The organism is Streptomyces sp. NPDC001816, assembly GCF_042892235.1.
Classification (GTDB): domain Bacteria; phylum Actinomycetota; class Actinomycetes; order Streptomycetales; family Streptomycetaceae; genus Streptomyces.
On record NZ_JBIATY010000001.1, the window covers coordinates 1,044,404 to 1,061,410 of the forward strand.

At 73.5% G+C, this 17,007-nt stretch carries 14 protein-coding genes; 12 read left to right on the forward strand and 2 right to left on the reverse strand.

Going from position 1 to position 17,007, the window contains the following annotated elements:
- The first annotated feature begins 118 nt into the window (after positions 1–118).
- The 8 genes from ACFYZZ_RS04770 to ACFYZZ_RS04805 all read left to right on the forward strand — a co-directional run bounded on the left by ACFYZZ_RS04770 (position 119) and on the right by ACFYZZ_RS04805 (position 11,275).
- Entirely contained in the window at positions 119–2,572 is a 2,454-nt protein-coding gene (locus ACFYZZ_RS04770; RefSeq protein WP_389171527.1) for a SpoIIE family protein phosphatase, read from the forward strand.
- Between the two features lie 128 nt (positions 2,573–2,700).
- On the forward strand, positions 2,701–3,420 hold the full coding sequence (locus tag ACFYZZ_RS04775) for a class I SAM-dependent methyltransferase (RefSeq protein ID WP_389171530.1): 720 nt from the start codon (positions 2,701–2,703) through the stop codon (positions 3,418–3,420).
- 115 nt (positions 3,421–3,535) lie between these two features.
- On the forward strand, positions 3,536–4,369 hold the full coding sequence (locus tag ACFYZZ_RS04780) for a M55 family metallopeptidase (protein ID WP_389171533.1): 834 nt from the start codon (positions 3,536–3,538) through the stop codon (positions 4,367–4,369).
- Entirely contained in the window at positions 4,362–5,669 is a 1,308-nt protein-coding gene (locus ACFYZZ_RS04785) for a M20/M25/M40 family metallo-hydrolase (RefSeq protein WP_389171536.1), read from the forward strand. The genes ACFYZZ_RS04780 and ACFYZZ_RS04785 overlap by 8 nt, the downstream gene beginning before the upstream one ends.
- 3 nt (positions 5,670–5,672) lie before the next feature.
- Positions 5,673–7,637 carry an LpqB family beta-propeller domain-containing protein gene (locus tag ACFYZZ_RS04790; protein WP_389171539.1) on the forward strand — a complete coding sequence of 655 codons (1,965 nt, stop codon included), beginning with the start codon at positions 5,673–5,675 and terminating at the stop codon, positions 7,635–7,637.
- Complete coding sequence (locus ACFYZZ_RS04795; protein ID WP_389171542.1) at positions 7,634–8,557, forward strand: LD-carboxypeptidase; 924 nt, start codon at positions 7,634–7,636, stop codon at positions 8,555–8,557. The genes ACFYZZ_RS04790 and ACFYZZ_RS04795 overlap by 4 nt, the downstream gene beginning before the upstream one ends.
- Before the next feature lie 74 nt (positions 8,558–8,631).
- Positions 8,632–9,183 carry a GNAT family N-acetyltransferase gene (locus ACFYZZ_RS04800; protein ID WP_389171545.1) on the forward strand — a complete coding sequence of 184 codons (552 nt, stop codon included), beginning with the start codon at positions 8,632–8,634 and terminating at the stop codon, positions 9,181–9,183.
- Positions 9,184–9,313: 130 nt separating this feature from the next.
- Positions 9,314–11,275 (forward strand): DUF5107 domain-containing protein, encoded by a 1,962-nt coding sequence (locus ACFYZZ_RS04805; protein WP_389171547.1) that lies wholly within the window; start codon positions 9,314–9,316, stop codon positions 11,273–11,275.
- 13 nt (positions 11,276–11,288) lie between these two features.
- Here the strand turns inward: ACFYZZ_RS04805 and ACFYZZ_RS04810 are convergent, their stop codons facing one another.
- The gene (locus ACFYZZ_RS04810; RefSeq protein ID WP_389171550.1) at positions 11,289–11,636 is read right to left on the reverse strand and encodes a VOC family protein; all 348 of its coding nucleotides are present in this window, start codon (positions 11,634–11,636) and stop codon (positions 11,289–11,291) included.
- 110 nt (positions 11,637–11,746) lie between these two features.
- On the opposite strand from ACFYZZ_RS04810, the gene ACFYZZ_RS04815 reads away from it, so the two are divergent.
- From ACFYZZ_RS04815 to ACFYZZ_RS04830, 4 genes are all read left to right on the forward strand, one after another.
- Positions 11,747–12,154: a phage holin family protein gene (locus ACFYZZ_RS04815; RefSeq protein ID WP_386576062.1), complete on the forward strand. Its 408-nt coding sequence runs from the start codon at positions 11,747–11,749 to the stop codon at positions 12,152–12,154.
- 118 nt (positions 12,155–12,272) lie between these two features.
- Entirely contained in the window at positions 12,273–13,589 is a 1,317-nt protein-coding gene (locus ACFYZZ_RS04820; RefSeq protein ID WP_389171553.1) for an NAD(P)/FAD-dependent oxidoreductase, read from the forward strand.
- Complete coding sequence (locus ACFYZZ_RS04825) at positions 13,586–15,433, forward strand: transketolase (protein WP_389171556.1); 1,848 nt, start codon at positions 13,586–13,588, stop codon at positions 15,431–15,433. Before ACFYZZ_RS04820 ends, ACFYZZ_RS04825 begins: the two co-directional genes overlap by 4 nt.
- A 53-nt stretch (positions 15,434–15,486) precedes the next feature.
- Positions 15,487–16,143 (forward strand): GvpL/GvpF family gas vesicle protein, encoded by a 657-nt coding sequence (locus tag ACFYZZ_RS04830; RefSeq protein ID WP_389171558.1) that lies wholly within the window; start codon positions 15,487–15,489, stop codon positions 16,141–16,143.
- On the opposite strand, the gene ACFYZZ_RS04835 is transcribed toward ACFYZZ_RS04830, so the two are convergent.
- Complete coding sequence (locus ACFYZZ_RS04835; protein ID WP_389171561.1) at positions 16,104–16,976, reverse strand: class I SAM-dependent methyltransferase; 873 nt, start codon at positions 16,974–16,976, stop codon at positions 16,104–16,106. The genes ACFYZZ_RS04830 and ACFYZZ_RS04835 overlap by 40 nt on opposite strands.
- Positions 16,977–17,007: the final 31 nt, after the last annotated feature.

Below are 17,007 nucleotides of genomic sequence, written 5' to 3' on the forward strand. Positions count from 1 at the left end.
GCGATCTGGTGAAACAAATTCCAGGATTGCCACACATCGCGACCGGCCGCCCCCGTACCGTAGTGACTGGGCGGTACAGATCGTTTGCGAACAGCCGTGGGGAGAGAGGGCCTGGGCCATGGACCGTGGCAGCGAGCGGGACGAACCTCCCGGCCGCGGCGCCGGCGACGCGGCGGCGGGCCGGGTTCCGCTGGGCGTGGTCGTCGTCGACCGTGACGGCCTGGTGTCCCACTGGAGCAGTGGCGCGCGCCGCCTGTTCGGCGTGGACCGCGAGGACGCGATCGGGCGTCCCGCAGCCGACCTGCTCCCCGTCTCCGGCGCACTGTCCGACGACCTCCCCGACGACGCGCTGCCGGACACCTACGGTCTCCACCAGGCGCGCGACGGGCACGGCCCCGACCTGGAGTCCTCCCTCGACGGCCGCACCGGATACGCGACCGCGGGCCGCGCCCGGCTGTACCCGGACGAGGACGACCGGACTCGCATCGACGTGCTGTGGTGGGCCTACCCGCTGGTCGGTCCGGAACCCGCCCGGCTGCTGGTCCTCGCCGCCGACGCCACCCGGCTGCGCGACGAGCGCGGCTACGACGACGAGACCGCCGAACGCATCTCGCCCGGCTTCGCCCGCCACACCGAACTGCCCGCCTCCGAGGAGCTGGAGCGTCGGCTCCCCGAGATCCTGCCCAACATGGGCCCGGGACTCAGCGGCCGCATCGTCTCCCAGGTCCTCGAACTCGGCTACCCCGTCCTGGAGTTCAGCCAGTACGACCGGGTGCCCGTCACCCCGTACTGGGGCGTCCCGCGCCGCCCCGGCCGCGGCCCCGTCGAACCCGTCGTACCGCAGCAGCGCACCGCCCCCGCGATCCCCACCGGCGCCGAGTACGACCTCGAGTACGCCGCCGTGCGCGAGCGGCTGGAGTTCCTCAACGAGGTCAGCTCCGGCATCGGCACCTCGCTCGACCTCGGCGAGACGATCCGCGAGGTCACCAGCGCGGCCGTACCGCGCTTCGCGGACTTCGCCGGCACCCACCTGCGCGCCGCCGTCCTGGCCGGCGAGGGCTTCCCGGACGGCCCGCCGGACGCCAGCACCGTGATGTTCCGGGTGTGGGTCGAGCACAACGACGAACCGGGCCGCTGGGACGACACCGTGCCGGTCGGCGAAGCCTTTGCGTTCCCCGAACACACCCCGTTCTACAAGTGCATGGTCACGGGCGAACCGGTCCTCATCCCGAGGGTCACCCAGGAGCTGTCCAACCGCATCTCCGGCGAGTTCGAGAAGCGCGACCTCAGGCCGCTCATCACCGACCGCTCCCTGCTCATCGTGCCGCTCAAGGCGCGCAACGTCGTGCTCGGCTTCATGGTGCTCATGCGCCGGCCCGACCGCCCGGCGTTCGACGACATGGACCGCACCACAGGCGCCGAACTCGCCGCCCGCGCGGGCCTCGTGCTCGACAACGCCCGCATGTACACCTACCAGGAGAACGTCGCCGACACCCTCCAGGACAGCATGCTGCCGCAGGTGAGCCCGCGGATGGCCGGCTGTGACGTCGCGACCCGCTATCTGCCCGGCACCCGGCTCGGCCGGATCGGCGGCGACTGGTTCGACACCATCAAGCTGCCCGGCTCGCGCACCGCCCTCGTGGTCGGCGACGTCATGGGCCACGGCCTCAACTCCGCCGCCATGATGGGCCAGTTGCGCACCGCCGTACAGACCATGGCCACCATGGAGACCCCGCCGGCCCAACTGCTGCGCAACCTGGACGACCTGGCCCGGCGGCTCGGCGAGAACTACCTCGCCACCTGCCTGTACGCGGTCTACGACCCGATCCGCGGCGAACTGCACCTGGCCAACGCCGGACACATCCCGCCCGTCCTGGTGCGCGCCGAGGACGGCCGCAGCGAACTGCTCGACCTGCCCACCGGCGCTCCCATAGGGGTCGGCGGCGTTCCGTTCGAGTCCACCGTCGTCCGCGTCTCGCCCGGCGACCGGCTGGTGCTGTGCACCGACGGACTGGTCGAGGTGCGCGGCTCCGACATCGGCGAGGGCCTGGCCGCGCTCTGCGAGTCCGCCGCCCACCCCGCGGCCTCCATGGACATCGCCTGCGACACCATCATCCGCGCCCTGAACACCCGCGGCGGCCGCAAGGACGACGTCGCCCTGCTCATGGCCCGGCTCAACGGCATCCCCGACGACCACGTCGCCGAGTGGCACCTCGACGCCGCCCCGCACGAGGTGGCCCGGGCCCGGCGCCTGGTCCGCGACCGGCTGCTGGAGTGGGGCCTGCCACAGACGGTGGAGACGGCGCAGCTGCTGGTCAGCGAGGTCGTCACCAACGCCGTCCAGCACGGCTCGGGCGGCCTGATCGGACTGCGGGTGGTGCGCACCGACGCCCTGCTCTTCGAGGTCACGGACGAGGAACCAGGCCTGCCCGCGATGCTCAGCACCGGACCGTACGACGAGTCGGGCCGCGGTCTGCGCGTGGTCAGCCGGCTGGCCCGCGAGTGGGGCGCCACCGCGACCGGGCACCGCAAGACCGTCTGGTTCGAACAGGCCGTCAACGGAAGGCAGTGAACCGGGGGCGCCCGCGTTCCTGAGGGTTGCCGGGGTCCGTACTTCCGGTGAAGGCGACCTCCGGCCTCTTGCCCAACCCACTGCCGCCGCGATATCCCGATCACGGAACCGACCGTGGGGAGATCGTCATGAACGTCTCGGACAACTACCGTAATGCGTGGGAGAGTTACTGGCGCGAGACCTCCGATGCGACGGGCGAGGCGATCTGGGACTCCGATCCCTCCCTCACCGCGCAGCCGCACAGCGAGCTGCTCCTGCCGTACGCGGACACCGCGCGCACCATCGTCGACCTGGGCTGCGGCAACGGCACCCAGACCCGCTACCTCGCCACCCGGTTCGCCCGCGCCGTCGGCGTCGACCTCTCGCACGCCGCCGTCGAGCACGCCCGCCACGCCGAGAACGCCGACACCGTCGAGTTCCAGCAGCTCGACCTGACCGACACCGGCGCCGTACGCGCCCTGCACGAGCGGCTCGGCGACAGCCATGTGTACATGCGGGCCGTCATCCACCAGAGCGAGCCGGACGCACGTGCCGCGGTGGCTGCCGCGGTCGCCGAGATCATCGGCACCGAGGGTCGTGCCTTCGTGGTCGAACTGACCTCCGGCTCGCGGGACGTCCTCAAGCGGGCGGCCACCGGCCCGGACGGACCGGGGCCCAAGCTGCGCCGCGTCTTCCAGCACGGCCTCAAGCCCGCCGACGCCGACGACGAGGAGATCCCGCGGCTGCTCGGCGAGGCCGGCCTGGACGTGCTCGCGACCGGCGAGACGGTCCTGCCGCAGACCGAGCACCTCGCCGACGGCACCCGCATCGACCTGCCGGCGCGCTGGTTCGTCCTGGCCGGGAAGTGAGCGGGCCCCAGGCCCAGGAGCACCCTCTGGCGCGGGGCAGGCGGCTGCCGTAGCCGCCGTCCCCGCGCGGCCCCGTCATAGCCTGTGCCCGGTCCGGACGCGTAACGTGCCGGGCATGAAGATCCTGATCAGTGCGGACATGGAGGGTGCCACCGGTGTCACCTGGCCGGCCGACGTGCTCCCGGGCACACCGCAGTGGGAGCGGTGCCGGTCCATGTTCACCTCGGACGTGAACGCCGCCGTGCTGGGCTTCTTCGACGGCGGCGCCGACGAGGTGCTCGTCAACGAGGCCCACTGGAGCATGCGCAACCTGCTGCTGGAGCGGCTCGACGAGCGGGTCGAGATGCTCACCGGGCGGCACAAGGCGCTGTCCATGGTGGAGGGCGTGCAGCACGGTGACGTGGACGGCATCGCGTTCGTCGGCTACCACGCGGGCGCCGGCATGGAGGGCGTCCTCGCCCACACCTACCTGGCGAACCAGATCACCGGGGTGTGGGTGAACGACGTCCGCGCCAGCGAGGGCCTGCTCAACGCGCATGTCGTCGCCGAGTACGGCGTACCGGTCGTGCTCGTCACCGGCGACGACCTGGCCTGCGAGGACGCCCTCGGGTACGCGCCAGAGGCGCTGAAGGTCGCCGTCAAGGACCATGTGTCCCGGTATGCGGCGGTGTGCCGTACGCCGTCCCGGACCGCCGCCGACATTCGCGCCGCCGCCAAGGAGGCCGCGCGGCTGGCCGTCCGGCACGAGCCCGTGCACGGCGGGCCGTTCACCGTCGCCGTCGAGTTCGACGCCGAGCACCTGGCGATGGCGGCGACCGTCGTCCCGGGTGTCGCGCGCATCGGCGAGCGGAAGGTGGCGTACACCAGCGGCACCATGTACGAGGGAATCCGGACCTTCAAGGCGGTCACCACGATCGTCTCGGCCGCGGTGGAGGAGCAGTATGGCTGACGAGCAGGCGCTGGACGAGGTCGTGGAGTTCACCTCCGGCCTGATCCGGATCGACACCACGAACCGGGGCGGCGGCGACTGCCGGGAGCGGCCCGCCGCCGAGTACGCGGCCGAGCGGCTGGCCGGCGCCGGCCTGGAACCCCGGCTGCTGGAGCGGACACCGGGGCGGACCAACGTCGTCGCCCGGATCGCGGGCACCGACCCGTCCGCCCACGCCCTGCTCGTCCACGGCCATCTGGATGTGGTGCCGGCCGAGGCCGCCGACTGGAGCGTGGACCCCTTCTCGGGCGAGATCCGCGACGGCGTCGTGTGGGGGCGCGGCGCCGTCGACATGAAGAACATGGACGCGATGATCCTCGCGGTCGTCCGCTCCTGGGCCCGGCAGGGCATCAGGCCCCGCCGCGACATCGTCATCGCGTTCACCGCCGACGAGGAGGACAGCGCCGAGGACGGCTCCGGGTTCCTCGTCGGCCGGCATCCGGAGCTGTTCGAGGGCTGCACGGAGGCCATCGGCGAGTCGGGTGCCTTCACCTTCCACGACGGCGCCGGCCGGGAGATCTACCCCATCGCCGCAGGGGAGCGCGGCACCGGCTGGCTGAAGCTCACCGCGCGCGGCCGGGCCGGACACGGCTCCAAGGTGAACAAGGAGAACGCGGTGACCCGGCTCGCCGCCGCCGTCACCCGCATCGGCGAGTACGAGTGGCCGCTGAGGCTCACCCCGACGGTACGGGCCGCGCTCACCGAACTCGCCGCCGTGTACGGCTTCGAAGCCGACTTCCGGAACGTGGACGGACTGCTGGAGAAGCTCGGCCCGGCCGCCAAGCTGGTCGAGGCGACCGTACGCAACAGCTCCAACCCGACCATGCTCGACGCCGGTTACAAGGTGAACGTGATCCCCGGGGAGGCGGTCGCCTTCGTCGACGGGCGCTATCTGCCGGGCGACGAGGAGGAGTTCGTCGCCACCCTCGACCGGCTCACCGGGCCGGACGTGGACTGGGAGTTCCACCACCGGTCGGTCGCGCTGCAGGCGCCCGTGGACTCGCCCACGTTCGCAGGGATGCGGGCGGCCGTCGAGGAGTTCGCGCCCGAGGGACACGTGGTGCCGTACTGCATGACCGGAGGCACGGACGCCAAGCAGTTCTCGCTGCTCGGCATCGACGCCGCCTACGGATTCGCTCCGCTGAAGCTTCCCGAGGGCTTCGACTACCAGGCGATGTTCCACGGCGTCGACGAGCGCGTTCCCGTGGAGGCGCTGCACTTCGGCGTCCGGGTGCTCGACCGCTTCCTGCGGACGGCCTAGGCGATGGGGGACGAGGTGCGCAAGCAGGCGTACGGTTCCTGGCCCTCGCCCATCGACGCGGCGCTGGCCGCCGCGCACGACGGGCACCCGGAGTGGGTGGGCTTCGTCGGGGACGAGGTCTGGTGGACCGAGCCCCGGCCCGCCGAGGGCGGCCGCCGGGCGCTGGTGCGCCGGCTGGCCGACGGCAGGGAGGAGTCGCTGCTGGCCGCGCCGTGGAACGTGCGCAGCCGGGTCATCGAGTACGGCGGCCTGCCCTGGACCGGGGTGATGCGGGACGACGGGCCCCTGGTGGTGTTCACGCACTTCGCCGACCAGCGCCTGTACCGGTACGAGCCCGGCGGCGAGCCGCGCCCGCTGACCCCCCTCTCCCCGGTGGGCGGCGGGCTGCGCTGGGCGGAGCCGCAGGTGGACCTGGCCCGCGGCGAAGTGTGGTGCGTGCTGGAGGAGTTCACCGGGGACGGCCCGGACGACGTACGGCGCGTCCTGGCCGCCGTACCACTGGACGGCTCGGCCGCCGACGACCGGGCCGCCGTACGCGAACTCACCGACGCAGGGCACCGGTTCGTCACCGGCCCCCGGCTCTCGCCCGACGGGCGCCGGGCGGCGTGGCTGGCCTGGGAGCATCCGCGGATGCCGTGGGACGGCACGGAACTGCTCGTCGGTGAGGTCGGCGACGACGGCACCCTGCACACCGTTCGCCCGGTCGCGGGCGGGCCGCAGGAGGCCGTCGCGCAGGTGGAGTGGGATGCGGCCGGCCGTCTCCTGTACGCGAGCGACCGTGGCGGCTGGTGGAACCTGTACCGGGACGGCACCCCGCTGTGCCCGCGCGAGGAGGAGTTCGCCGGGCCCCTGTGGAAGCTCGGCCTGCGCTGGTTCGCCCTGTTGGACAACGGGCTGATCGCGGTCGTCCACGGTCGGGGCGCGACCGCGCTCGGGATACTGGATCCGGAGTCCGGCGAGGTGGTCGACGCCGCCGGACCCTGGACCGAGTTCGCGCCCAGCCTCGCGGCCGAGGGCGGCCGGGTCGTCGCGGTCGGCGCCGGCCCGCGCACCGGGTACGAAGTGGTCGAGCTGGACATCAGGAGCGGACGCGCCCGTGCGATCGGCGCCCGGCACCGGGATCCGGTCGACCCGGCGTACTACCCCGAGCCGCTGATCCGCACCTTCACCGGACCCGGCGGCCGCGAGGTGCACGCCCACGTCTACCCGCCGCACCACCCGCGCCGCACCGCCCGCGACGGCGAGCTGCCGCCCTACGTCATCTGGGCGCACGGCGGCCCCACCAGCAGGGTGCCGCTCGTGCTGGACCTGGAGATCGCCTACTTCACCTCGCGCGGCATCGGGGTCGTCGAGGTCAACTACGGCGGCTCCACCGGGTACGGCCGCGCCTACCGGGAGCGGCTGCGCGAACAGTGGGGTGTGGTCGACGTCGAGGACTGCGCGGCCGTCGCCCTCGCCCTCGCCGAGGAGGGCACCGCCGACCGTGCCCGGCTCGCGATCCGGGGTGGCAGCGCCGGCGGCTGGACCACCGCCGCCTCCCTGACCACGACCGACGTGTACGCCTGCGGCACCATCGTCTACCCCGTCCTCGACCTGGCCACCTGGGGGCCGGGGGAGACCCATGACTTCGAGTCGCGGTACCTGGAGTCGCTGATCGGCCCGCTCACCGAGGTGCCCGCGCGATACGCCGAGCGTTCGCCCACCGCGCACGCCGACCGGCTCACCGTGCCCTTCCTGCTGCTCCAGGGCCTGGACGACGTGATCTGCCCGCCCGCCCAGTGCGAGCGCTTCCTCGCCGGGATCGAGGGCCGGGGCGTGCCGCATGCCTATCTCACCTTCGCGGGGGAGGGGCACGGGTTCCGTCGCGCCGAGACCATGGTCCGCGCGCTGGAGGCCGAGCTGTCCCTGTACGCTCAGGTGTTCGAGTTCGATGTGCCGGGTGTCCCGGAGTTGGAGTTGCGCACGTGAGAGAGCTGGTACGGCCCACCAGGCTGGCCCCCGGGGCACTCGTGGCCGTGGTGGCCCCCAGCGGGCCGGTGCCCGAGGAGCGGCTGCAGGCGGGGCTCGACGTGCTGCGCGGCTGGGGCCTCGACCCGGTGGCCGCACCCCATGTGCTGGACCGGCACAGGGAGTTCCCCTACCTGGCGGGCACGGACGCCGACCGAGCCGCCGACTTCCAGCGGGCCTGGTGCGACCCGGGGGTGGACGCGGTCCTGTGCGCCCGCGGCGGGTACGGCGTCCAGCGGATGATCGACCTGCTCGACTGGGAGGCCATGCGGGCGGCCGGGCCGAAGGTGTTCGTCGGCTTCAGCGACATCACCGTCCTGCACGAGGCCTTCGCCACCCGCCTCGGCCTCGCCACCCTGCACGGGCCGATGGCGGCCGGCATCGACTTCATCAAGAACGAGCGGGCGCAGGCGCATCTGCGGTCCACGCTCTTCGAGCCGGAGGCCGTGCGCACCGTCGCCTCCGGCGGCACGGCCCTCGTCCCCGGCCGGGCCCGCGGGGTCACCCTCGGCGGCTGCCTCTCCCTGCTCGCGGCGGAACGCGGCGCCCCGCACGCCCGCCCGTCGGCGAGCGGCGGGCTCCTGTGCCTGGAGGACGTGGGCGAGCAGACGTACCGGCTGGACCGCTACCTCACCCAACTCCTGCGCGCCGGCTGGCTCGACGGGGTGCGCGGGGTGCTGCTCGGCTCCTGGGCGGAGTGCGATCCCTACGAGCGGGTGCGGCCCATGCTCGCCGACCGCCTCGGCCCGCTGGGTGTCCCCGTGGCCGAGGAGTTCGGATTCGGTCACTGCGAGGGCGCGCTGACCATCCCCTTCGGCGTCGCGGCCGAACTCGACGCGGGCGCGGGCACGTTGACACTGGACGAGCCCGCCCTGCGCTGAGATTCGCTACTGAATCAGCCGCCTCGGGGCGTACCGCACCAAGCGCCGCGACCGGTGACACGTAGGCTGGCGGGATGCCGCACACCGCATCCCGCTACCTCGCCGAAGGCCCCCGCGTGGGCATCCGCCCCTTCACCCTCGACGACGGTCCCGAGTTCACCGCCCGGGCCAGGGAGAGCAAGGACCTGCACCGGCCGTGGCTGTTCCCGCCGGACACCGACGAGGGCTACGCCACCTACGCCGGCCCGCTCATCAAGGACCCGAGCCGCGCCGGTTTCCTCGTGTGCGAGAAGGACACCGGGGACATCGCCGGGTTCATCAACATCAACAACATCGTCCGCGGCGGCTTCCAGTGCGGCGCCCTCGGCTACGGCGCCTTCGCCCACGCGGCCGGCCGGGGGCTGATGCGCGAGGGCCTCGACCTGGTGATCGGGTACGCGTTCGGACCGCTGGGGCTGCACCGGCTGGAGATCAACGCCCAGCCCGCCAACACCGCCTCCATCGCACTGGCCCGTGGCGCCGGCTTCCGCCTGGAGGGCTTCTCACCCGACATGATCTTCATCGACGGGGCCTGGCGGGACCATGAACGCTGGGCACTCACCGCCGAGATGCGCGATCCCGCCTAGGGCCTGTCTGACAATTCCCGCCGCGGGCAGGCGGGAATTGTCAGACAGGCCCTAGGTGCATTGATCACGAGCGCCTTTGCGCAATCCTGACCGGCAGCGCCCCTGGCCGACTTCCCGCACCCCGGGTTCCATGGTCGACGTGACGAGGATCCGACGTGAGGTACTGACCCTGCCCGCCGCGCAGTTGGGACCCGACAATCCCCTGCCCCCGCTCCGGCAGCTCGACGAGGTCCACCGCATCGACGGCCGCGAACGGGACGACATGCCCCGGGACATGGCCCGGCAGCTCGGCTACGAGCCACTGCACAGCCTGCTGCCGGTGCGCGTCCGTGACGGGTACGGCAGAACGCGCGAGCCCCGCACCTTCGACGCCCTGGTGATCGAGAACGACCGGCTGCGCGCCACCGTCCTGCCCGGCCTCGGCGGCCGCATCGCCTCCCTGGTCCACCTGCCCACCGGACGCGAACTCCTCTACCGCAACCCGGTGTTCCAGCCCGCCGACTTCGCCCTCAACGGCGCCTGGTACTCCGGCGGCATCGAGTGGAACGTCGGCGCCACCGGCCACACCACCCTCTCCTGCGCCCCCCTGCACGCGGCCCGTGTCCCCGCCCCCGACGGTGGCGAGATGCTGCGCCTGTGGGAGTGGGAACGGCTGCGCGACCTGCCCTTCCAGGTCGACCTGTGGCTCCCGGAGGGCTCCGGCTTCCTGTACGTCGGCGTCCGGATCCGCAATCCGCACGAGCGTCCGGTGCCCACGTACTGGTGGTCCAACATCGCCGTGCCCGAGGAGCGCCGGATCCTCGCCCCGGCCGAGGAGGCGTGGCAGTTCGGCTACGAGCGCCACCTGCGCAGGGTGCCCGTCCCCGCGTACGACGGCATCGACCGCACCCACCCCCTCAACAGCCCCTACGCCGCTGACTACTTCTACGAGGTGCCCGACGGCCGGCGCCGCTGGATCGCCGCGCTGGACGCGGACGGGCACGGGCTGGTGCAGACCTCCACCGACGTGCTGCGCGGCCGCAAGCTGTTCGTGTGGGGCAGCGGACCCGGCGGCCGGCGCTGGCAGCAGTGGCTGACCGAGCCCGGCACCGGCGGCTACTGCGAGATCCAGGCGGGCCTCGCCCGCACCCAGCTGGAGCACGTCCGACTGGAGCCGGAGAGCGAGGTGTCCTGGCTGGAGGCGTACGGCCCGCTCGACACACCCGCCGAGGGCGAGTGGGCGGCGGTCGTCCAGGGCGCCGAGGAGCGGCTCGCCGCGGTTCTGCCGCGCGCCCGCGTCGAGGAGGCGCACGCGGCCTGGAAGCCGTACGCCGACACCGAACCCGGTGAGATCCTGGCCACCGGCTCCGGCTGGGGCGCGCTCGAAGTCCTGCGCGCCGACTGGAAACTGCCCGGCACACCCTTCGCCGAGTCCACCCTCGGCGAGGCACAGGCGCCCTGGCGGGAGCTGCTGCGCACCGGCTCCCTGCCCGAGCCGCGCCGGGTCCGCCCGCCCGGTGAGACGCTGGTCGCCCCGCACTGGCGGGACATGCTGGAGACCGCGCCCGCCACCCCGCACACCGAGTACCACCTCGGCATCGCCCAGTGGCACGCCGGTGACCGCGCCCAGGCGGTCCGCAGCTGGGAACGCGCCCTCCCGCTCGCCCCGTCCCTGTGGCCCCTGCTGCGCTGCCTCGCCGTGGCCGACCAGGAGTCCGGCCACCACGAGCGGGCCGCCGAACGGTACGCGGAGGCCTTCGACGACCTGTGCCGCGAGCGGCGCGACGACGGCGAGGCCTGGACGGCCGCCGTGGCCGCGCTCGGCCGGGAGGCCCTGGAGGCGCTGCTCAGAGCCCGGCGGACGGCGGACGCCCGCGCGGTGTGGGAGCGGCTGCTGCCCGCCGTCCGGCGGCGCGGCCGGTTCCGGCTGCTGGAGGCCGAGCTGCTGCTCGCCGAGGGGCGGCGCGCCGACGCCCGGGCCGTCTTCGACGCGGGCTTCGAGGTCGCCGACCTGCGGGAGGGCGCGGAGGTGATCGGCCGGCTGTGGGCCCGGCTCACCGACGAGCCCCTGCCCGGCCGCTTCGACTTCCGGATGCGCCCGGACACGACCTGAGCGGCCGTGTGGCTCAGCCGCCGTGGTCGACGTACTCGAAGACCGAGCCGTCCGGGTGCACCGCGAGCAGGTTCCGGCCCACCGGGGTCGGCACCGGCCCCGCGACGATCTGGGCGCCCAGCTCCGTGAGCAGCCGGTGGGCCTCGTCCACGTCCTTCACGGCGATCGTGGCCGCCACCTTGCGCAGCAGCTCCAGCTCGGCCTCGGGACCGCTCATCAGCAGGAAGGAGCCGATCGCGGCGACCTGCACGCCCCCGCGTTCGAACCGGAGCGCTCTGCCGCCCGCGAGACGCTCGTAGAAGGGGATCGCGGCTTCGAGGTCGTCGACGCAGATGCGCAGCGAGGCGCCCAGAATCTCCATGCGGACGAGCCTAGTTGGGGCGGGCGGGCGCCCACAGGCCTGGGCCGTGGCCGACGCTGTTACGCATCGTGTGTGGCGGGTACCCGCAGTTCATGGAGCACATGGAGCACATGGAGCACATGGATCACCTGGAACATCTGGACAAGCACCTCGTCGAAGAGCTGGCTCAGGTGGCACGCGAGACGGTGCGCGACGAGCTGCGCGAGCAGACCCGCAGACAGCGCCGCACCGCCCTGCTCTACGCCGCCTCGGGCGCCGCCGCCCTGTACGCGGGCGGCGCGCTGGCGCTCGCGCTGGGCCTCGGCCTCGCCACCGGCCTGCCCGGCTGGGCCGCCGCGCTGATCACCGCGGCGCTCCTCGGCGTCATCGCCTACGTGCTGCGCGGCGCCGCCCACCCGAAGCACCCGCATGCGGCCGCCGCCCCGCCCGGCGGACCCGGCACGCCGTACCCGCCGATGCCGTCCGAGGCCCCCCTCCGGCCGGACATCGACCCCGAGGGCCCGCACCACCGGGCCTGACCCCCCGCAGGGCACGACCGGACCCGCACCGGCGTCCGGGTGAGGTGAGCGGCGTTTGGGTGGCGCGGCCCCGGTTACGCGGAAAGCCTCGGAGGAGCCACACCGCCGGAGGCACACCGTGAGTCGACCACGCGTCGTGATCGTCGGCGCCGGTTTCGCCGGGTACCGGGCCGCTCGCACCCTCGCCCGTGTGACCCGGGGCCGTGCCCTGATCACGCTGCTCAACCCGACCGACTACTTCCTGTATCTGCCCCTGCTGCCCCAGGTGGCCGCCGGGCTCCTGGAGCCCCGCAGGGTCACCGTGTCGATCCCCGGCACCCTGCGCGGGGTGCGACTGCTGCTCGGCGAGGCGCACGGTGTCGACCTGGACGGCTGCACCGTCCACTACACGGACCCCGAGGGCGGCAGCGGGGCGGTCGGCTATGAGCGGCTGGTGCTGGCCGTCGGCAGCGTCAACAAGCTGTTGCCGATCCCGGGCGTCGCCCGGCACGCACACGGGTTCCGCGGGCTGGCCGAGGCCCTGTACCTGCGCGACCACGTGACCCGGCAGGTGGAGCTGGCCGCCACGGCCGACGACCCCGCGGTCCGCGCCGCCCGGTGCACGTTCGTCGTGGTCGGCGCGGGCTACACCGGCACCGAAGTGGCCGCGCAGATGCAGCTGCTCACCGACAGCCTCGCGCGCCGGCACCACGCCGGGCGGCCCCGCTGGGTCCTGCTGGACACCGCACCCCGGGTGCTGCCGGAGCTGGACGCGCGGCTCTCCCGCACGGCCGACCGGGTGCTGCGGGCGCGTGGCGTCGACGTACGGACGGGGACCTCCGTGAAGGAGGCCACCCCGGACGGGGTGCTGCTCACCGACGGGGAGTTCGTCGCGTCACGGACCCTGGTGTGGTGCGTCGGGGTCCGGCCGGATCCGCTGGTCGAGGTCGTGGGACAGCCGCTGGAGCGGGGCCGGCTGATCGTCGATCCCTACCTCCAGGTGCCGGGGAACGCGGACGTGTTCGCCTGCGGGGACGCGGCGGCCGTACCGGATCTGCAGCACCCGGGAGAGTTCACGTCCATGACGGCCCAGCACGCCTGGCGGCAGGGCCGGGTGGCCGGCGAGAACGTGGCCGCCTCGCTCGGCCTCGGCCGGCGCCGGCGCGCCTACCGCCACCGTGACCTGGGCTTCGCCGTCGACCTCGGGGGCGTCCGGGCTGCCGCCAACCCGCTCGGCATCCCGCTGTCCGGCCTGCCGGCCGGCGCGGTCACCCGCGGCTATCACCTGGCCGCGCTGCCCGGCAACCGCGTCCGCGTCGCCGCCGACTGGCTCCTGGACGCCGTACTCCCGCGCCAGGCCGTCCAGTTGGGCCTCGTCCGGTCCGGGGCGGTGCCTCTGGAGGCGGAGGCCGCGCCCCAGCCCGCTCCCCAGCAACCCTCCGAAGGAGCCTCATGAACACCGCCGAACTCGCCGAACTCGGCCAGCAGTTGCGCGTAGACAGTGTGCGGGCCGCCGCCGCGGCGGGCTCCGGGCATCCGACCTCCTCGATGTCCGCTGCCGATCTGATGGCCGTCCTGCTCGCCCACCATCTGCGCTACGACTTCGAACGCCCCGAACACCCCGCCAACGACCGCTTCGTGCTCTCCAAGGGACACGCCTCGCCGCTGCTGTACGCCGCCTACAAGGCGGCCGGTGTCATCGAGGACGGCGAGCTGGTCACCTTCCGCAGGATCGGCAGCCGCCTCGAAGGGCACCCGACCCCGCGGCGGCTGCCGTGGGTGGAGACGGCCACCGGCTCGCTCGGCCAGGGCCTGCCGGTCGGTGTCGGTATCGCGCTGGCCGGCAAGCGCCTGGACCGCGTCGGCTACCGGGTGTGGGTGCTGTGCGGGGACAGCGAGCTGGCCGAGGGCTCGGTGTGGGAGGCCGCCGAACACGCCGCGTACGAGCACCTGGACAACCTGACCGCGATCGTGGACGTCAACCGGCTCGGCCAGCGCGGCCCGACCCGGCACGGCCACGACCTGGACGCCTACGCCCGCCGCTTCGCGGCCTTCGGCTGGCACACCATCGAGGCCGACGGACACGACGTCGAGGCGATCGACCGGGCCTACGGCGAGGCGGTGGCGCGGACCGGGCAGCCCACGGTGATCCTCGCCCGCACCCTCAAGGGCAAGGGCGTCGCCTCGGTCGAGGACCGCGAGGGCCTGCACGGCAAGCCGCTGCCCGAACCCGAGGAGGCCGTCGCCGAACTCGGCGGACCGCGCGATCTGCGCGTCCGCGTCGGCGAGCCGGCCGCCGCCGCGACGCTCCGCTCCCTCACCACCGAGGTCGTCCGACTGCCGCACTACGACAAGGGGGACGAGGTCGCCACCCGGGACGCCTTCGGCAAGGCCCTCGCGGCGCTCGGCACCGCACGCGGCGACGTCGTCGCCCTGGACGGCGAGGTCGGCGACTCCACCCGTACCGAGGTGTTCGCCAAGGAGCACCCCGACCGCTTCTTCGAGTGCTACATCGCCGAACAGCAGCTCGTCGCCTCGGCCGTCGGCATCGCGGCCCGCGGCTGGGTGCCGTACGCCGCCACCTTCGCGGCGTTCCTCACCCGCGCCCACGACTTCCTGCGGATGGCCTCGATCAGCGGCGCCGGCATCAACCTGGTCGGCTCGCACGCGGGGGTCGCGATCGGGCAGGACGGGCCCTCGCAGATGGGCCTGGAGGACCTGGCGATGTTCCGGGCCCTGTACGGCTCGACCGTGCTGTACCCGTGCGACGCCAACCAGACCGCCAGGCTGGTCGCGGAGATGGCCGGACTCGACGGCATCCGTTACCTGCGCACCTCGCGCGGCGCGACCCCGGTGATCTACGGCCCCGAGGAGGAGTTCCCGGTCGGCGGATGCAAGGTGCTGCGCTCCGGTGAGCGGGACCGGCTGACGCTCGTCGCGGCCGGCGTCACCGTGCACGAGGCGCTCGCCGCAGCCGACCGGCTCGCCGAGGAGGACATCGAGGTACGGGTGGTCGACCTGTACTCCGTCAAGCCCGTCGACGTGGAGACCCTGCGCCGGGCCGCCGAGGAGACCGGCTGTCTGGTGACCGTCGAGGACCACCATGAGCAGGGCGGCCTCGGCGACGCCGTCGCGGAGGCGTTCGCCGACGCCCGGCCCGTGCCCCGGCTGGTCCGGCTCGCGGTGCGCACCATGCCCGGATCGGCAGCGCCCGACGAGCAGCTGCACGCGGCCGGCATCGACGCCACGGGCATCGCGACAGCTGCGAAACTGCTGGTCGAGGAGGCGGTTGTGCGCTGAGCGAGGCACGCCCATCCGTCCATGACGCGGCCGAGCCCGCCGAAGGAGGCCCCATGACCGGACTGCGCTACGTGTACGCCGTCTGCCGCCCGCTCGGAGCGCCTTTGCAGGCCGAGCTGACCGGCATCGGAGGCGCCCCGCCGGCACTGCTGCACCACCACGGGCTGGTCGTGGTCGTCAGTACCGTCCCGGAGAGCGACTTCTGCGAGGAGGCGCTGCGCGCCCGCCGGGAGGACCGCGACTGGCTGGACGCGACCACCCGCGCCCACCGGGGCGTGATCGACGCGCTCACCACCGTCACCACCCCGCTGCCGCTCAGACCCGTCACCGTCTTCCGGGACGACAGCGGGGTGCGGACGATGGTCGAGGCCCGCGAGGACGACTTCCGGCGCGTCCTCGACCGGCTGGAGGGCCGGGTGGAGTGGCGCGTCAGGGCCCATGTCGAAAGCGGCGAAAGCGATGCCGGCGAGCCCGCCGCGCCCGCCCGGGCCCTGCACGAGCGGCTCTCCCGGCACGCCGAGGACTCCCGGCTGCACCCCGCGCCCGCCGGAACACTCGACGCGGCCTATCTGGTGCGCCGGGCAGACTCCGAGGAGTTCGTGGAGCTGGTGGACCGCGCGAAGGCCGAGGTGCCCGGAGTGCGGGTGCACCTCACCGGGCCCTGGGCGGCCTACTCGTTCTCCGGGGAGTTCAGCGACGACGAGCCGTGACCGCCGTCTCCTCGCGTCTCCTTGCGGCACAGGATCTCCCCGTGCAGGACGGTGAACCAGCCGTCCTCCCGCCGGCCCCACGCGCGCCACGCCTCCGACACCGCCCGCAGCTGCTCCGCCGTGGCGTGTCCGCCCTGCGTGGCGCGGTCGGCGTAGGCCGAGGCGAGGGTGCGGTCCGCCCACAGCGCGCTCCACCAGGACCGCTCCTCGGGGGTGGCGAACGTCCAGGTGCCGGAGGTGGCCGTGATGTCGGTGAGGCCCGCGGCCAGTGCCCAGGCCTTCAGCCGGCGCCCGGCGTCGGGCTCGCCGCCGTTGGCCCGGGCGACCCGCTCGTACAGGTCCAGCCAGTCGTCCAGGCCCGGCACCGCCGGATACCAGGTCATCGCCGCGTAGTCCGCGTCGCGTACGGCGATGAACCCGCCCGGCTTCGTCACCCGGTGCATCTCGCGCAGCGCCTGCACCGGGTCGCCCACGTGCTGGAGCACCTGGTGGGCGTGGACCACGCAGAAGGTGTCGTCGGGGTAGTCCAGGGCGTGCACGTCGGCGACCGCGAAGTCCACGTTGGCCAGGCCGCGTCCGGCCGCGGTCTCCCGGGCCTGCTCCAGGATCCCGGGCGCGTGGTCGACGCCGGTGACATGGCCGTCGGGGACCAGCTCCGCCAGGTCGGCGGTGATGGTGCCCGGGCCGCAGCCGATGTCCAGGATCTTCATGTGGGGCTTCAGCGAACCGAGCAGATAGGCCGCGGAGTTGACGGCGGTCCGCCAGGTGTGCGACCGCAGCACCGACTCGTGGTGCCCGTGCGTGTAGACGGCGGTCTCCTGCACTTTCGGCATGGCTGAACTCCCCTGTCCGAGCTTCTGGTCC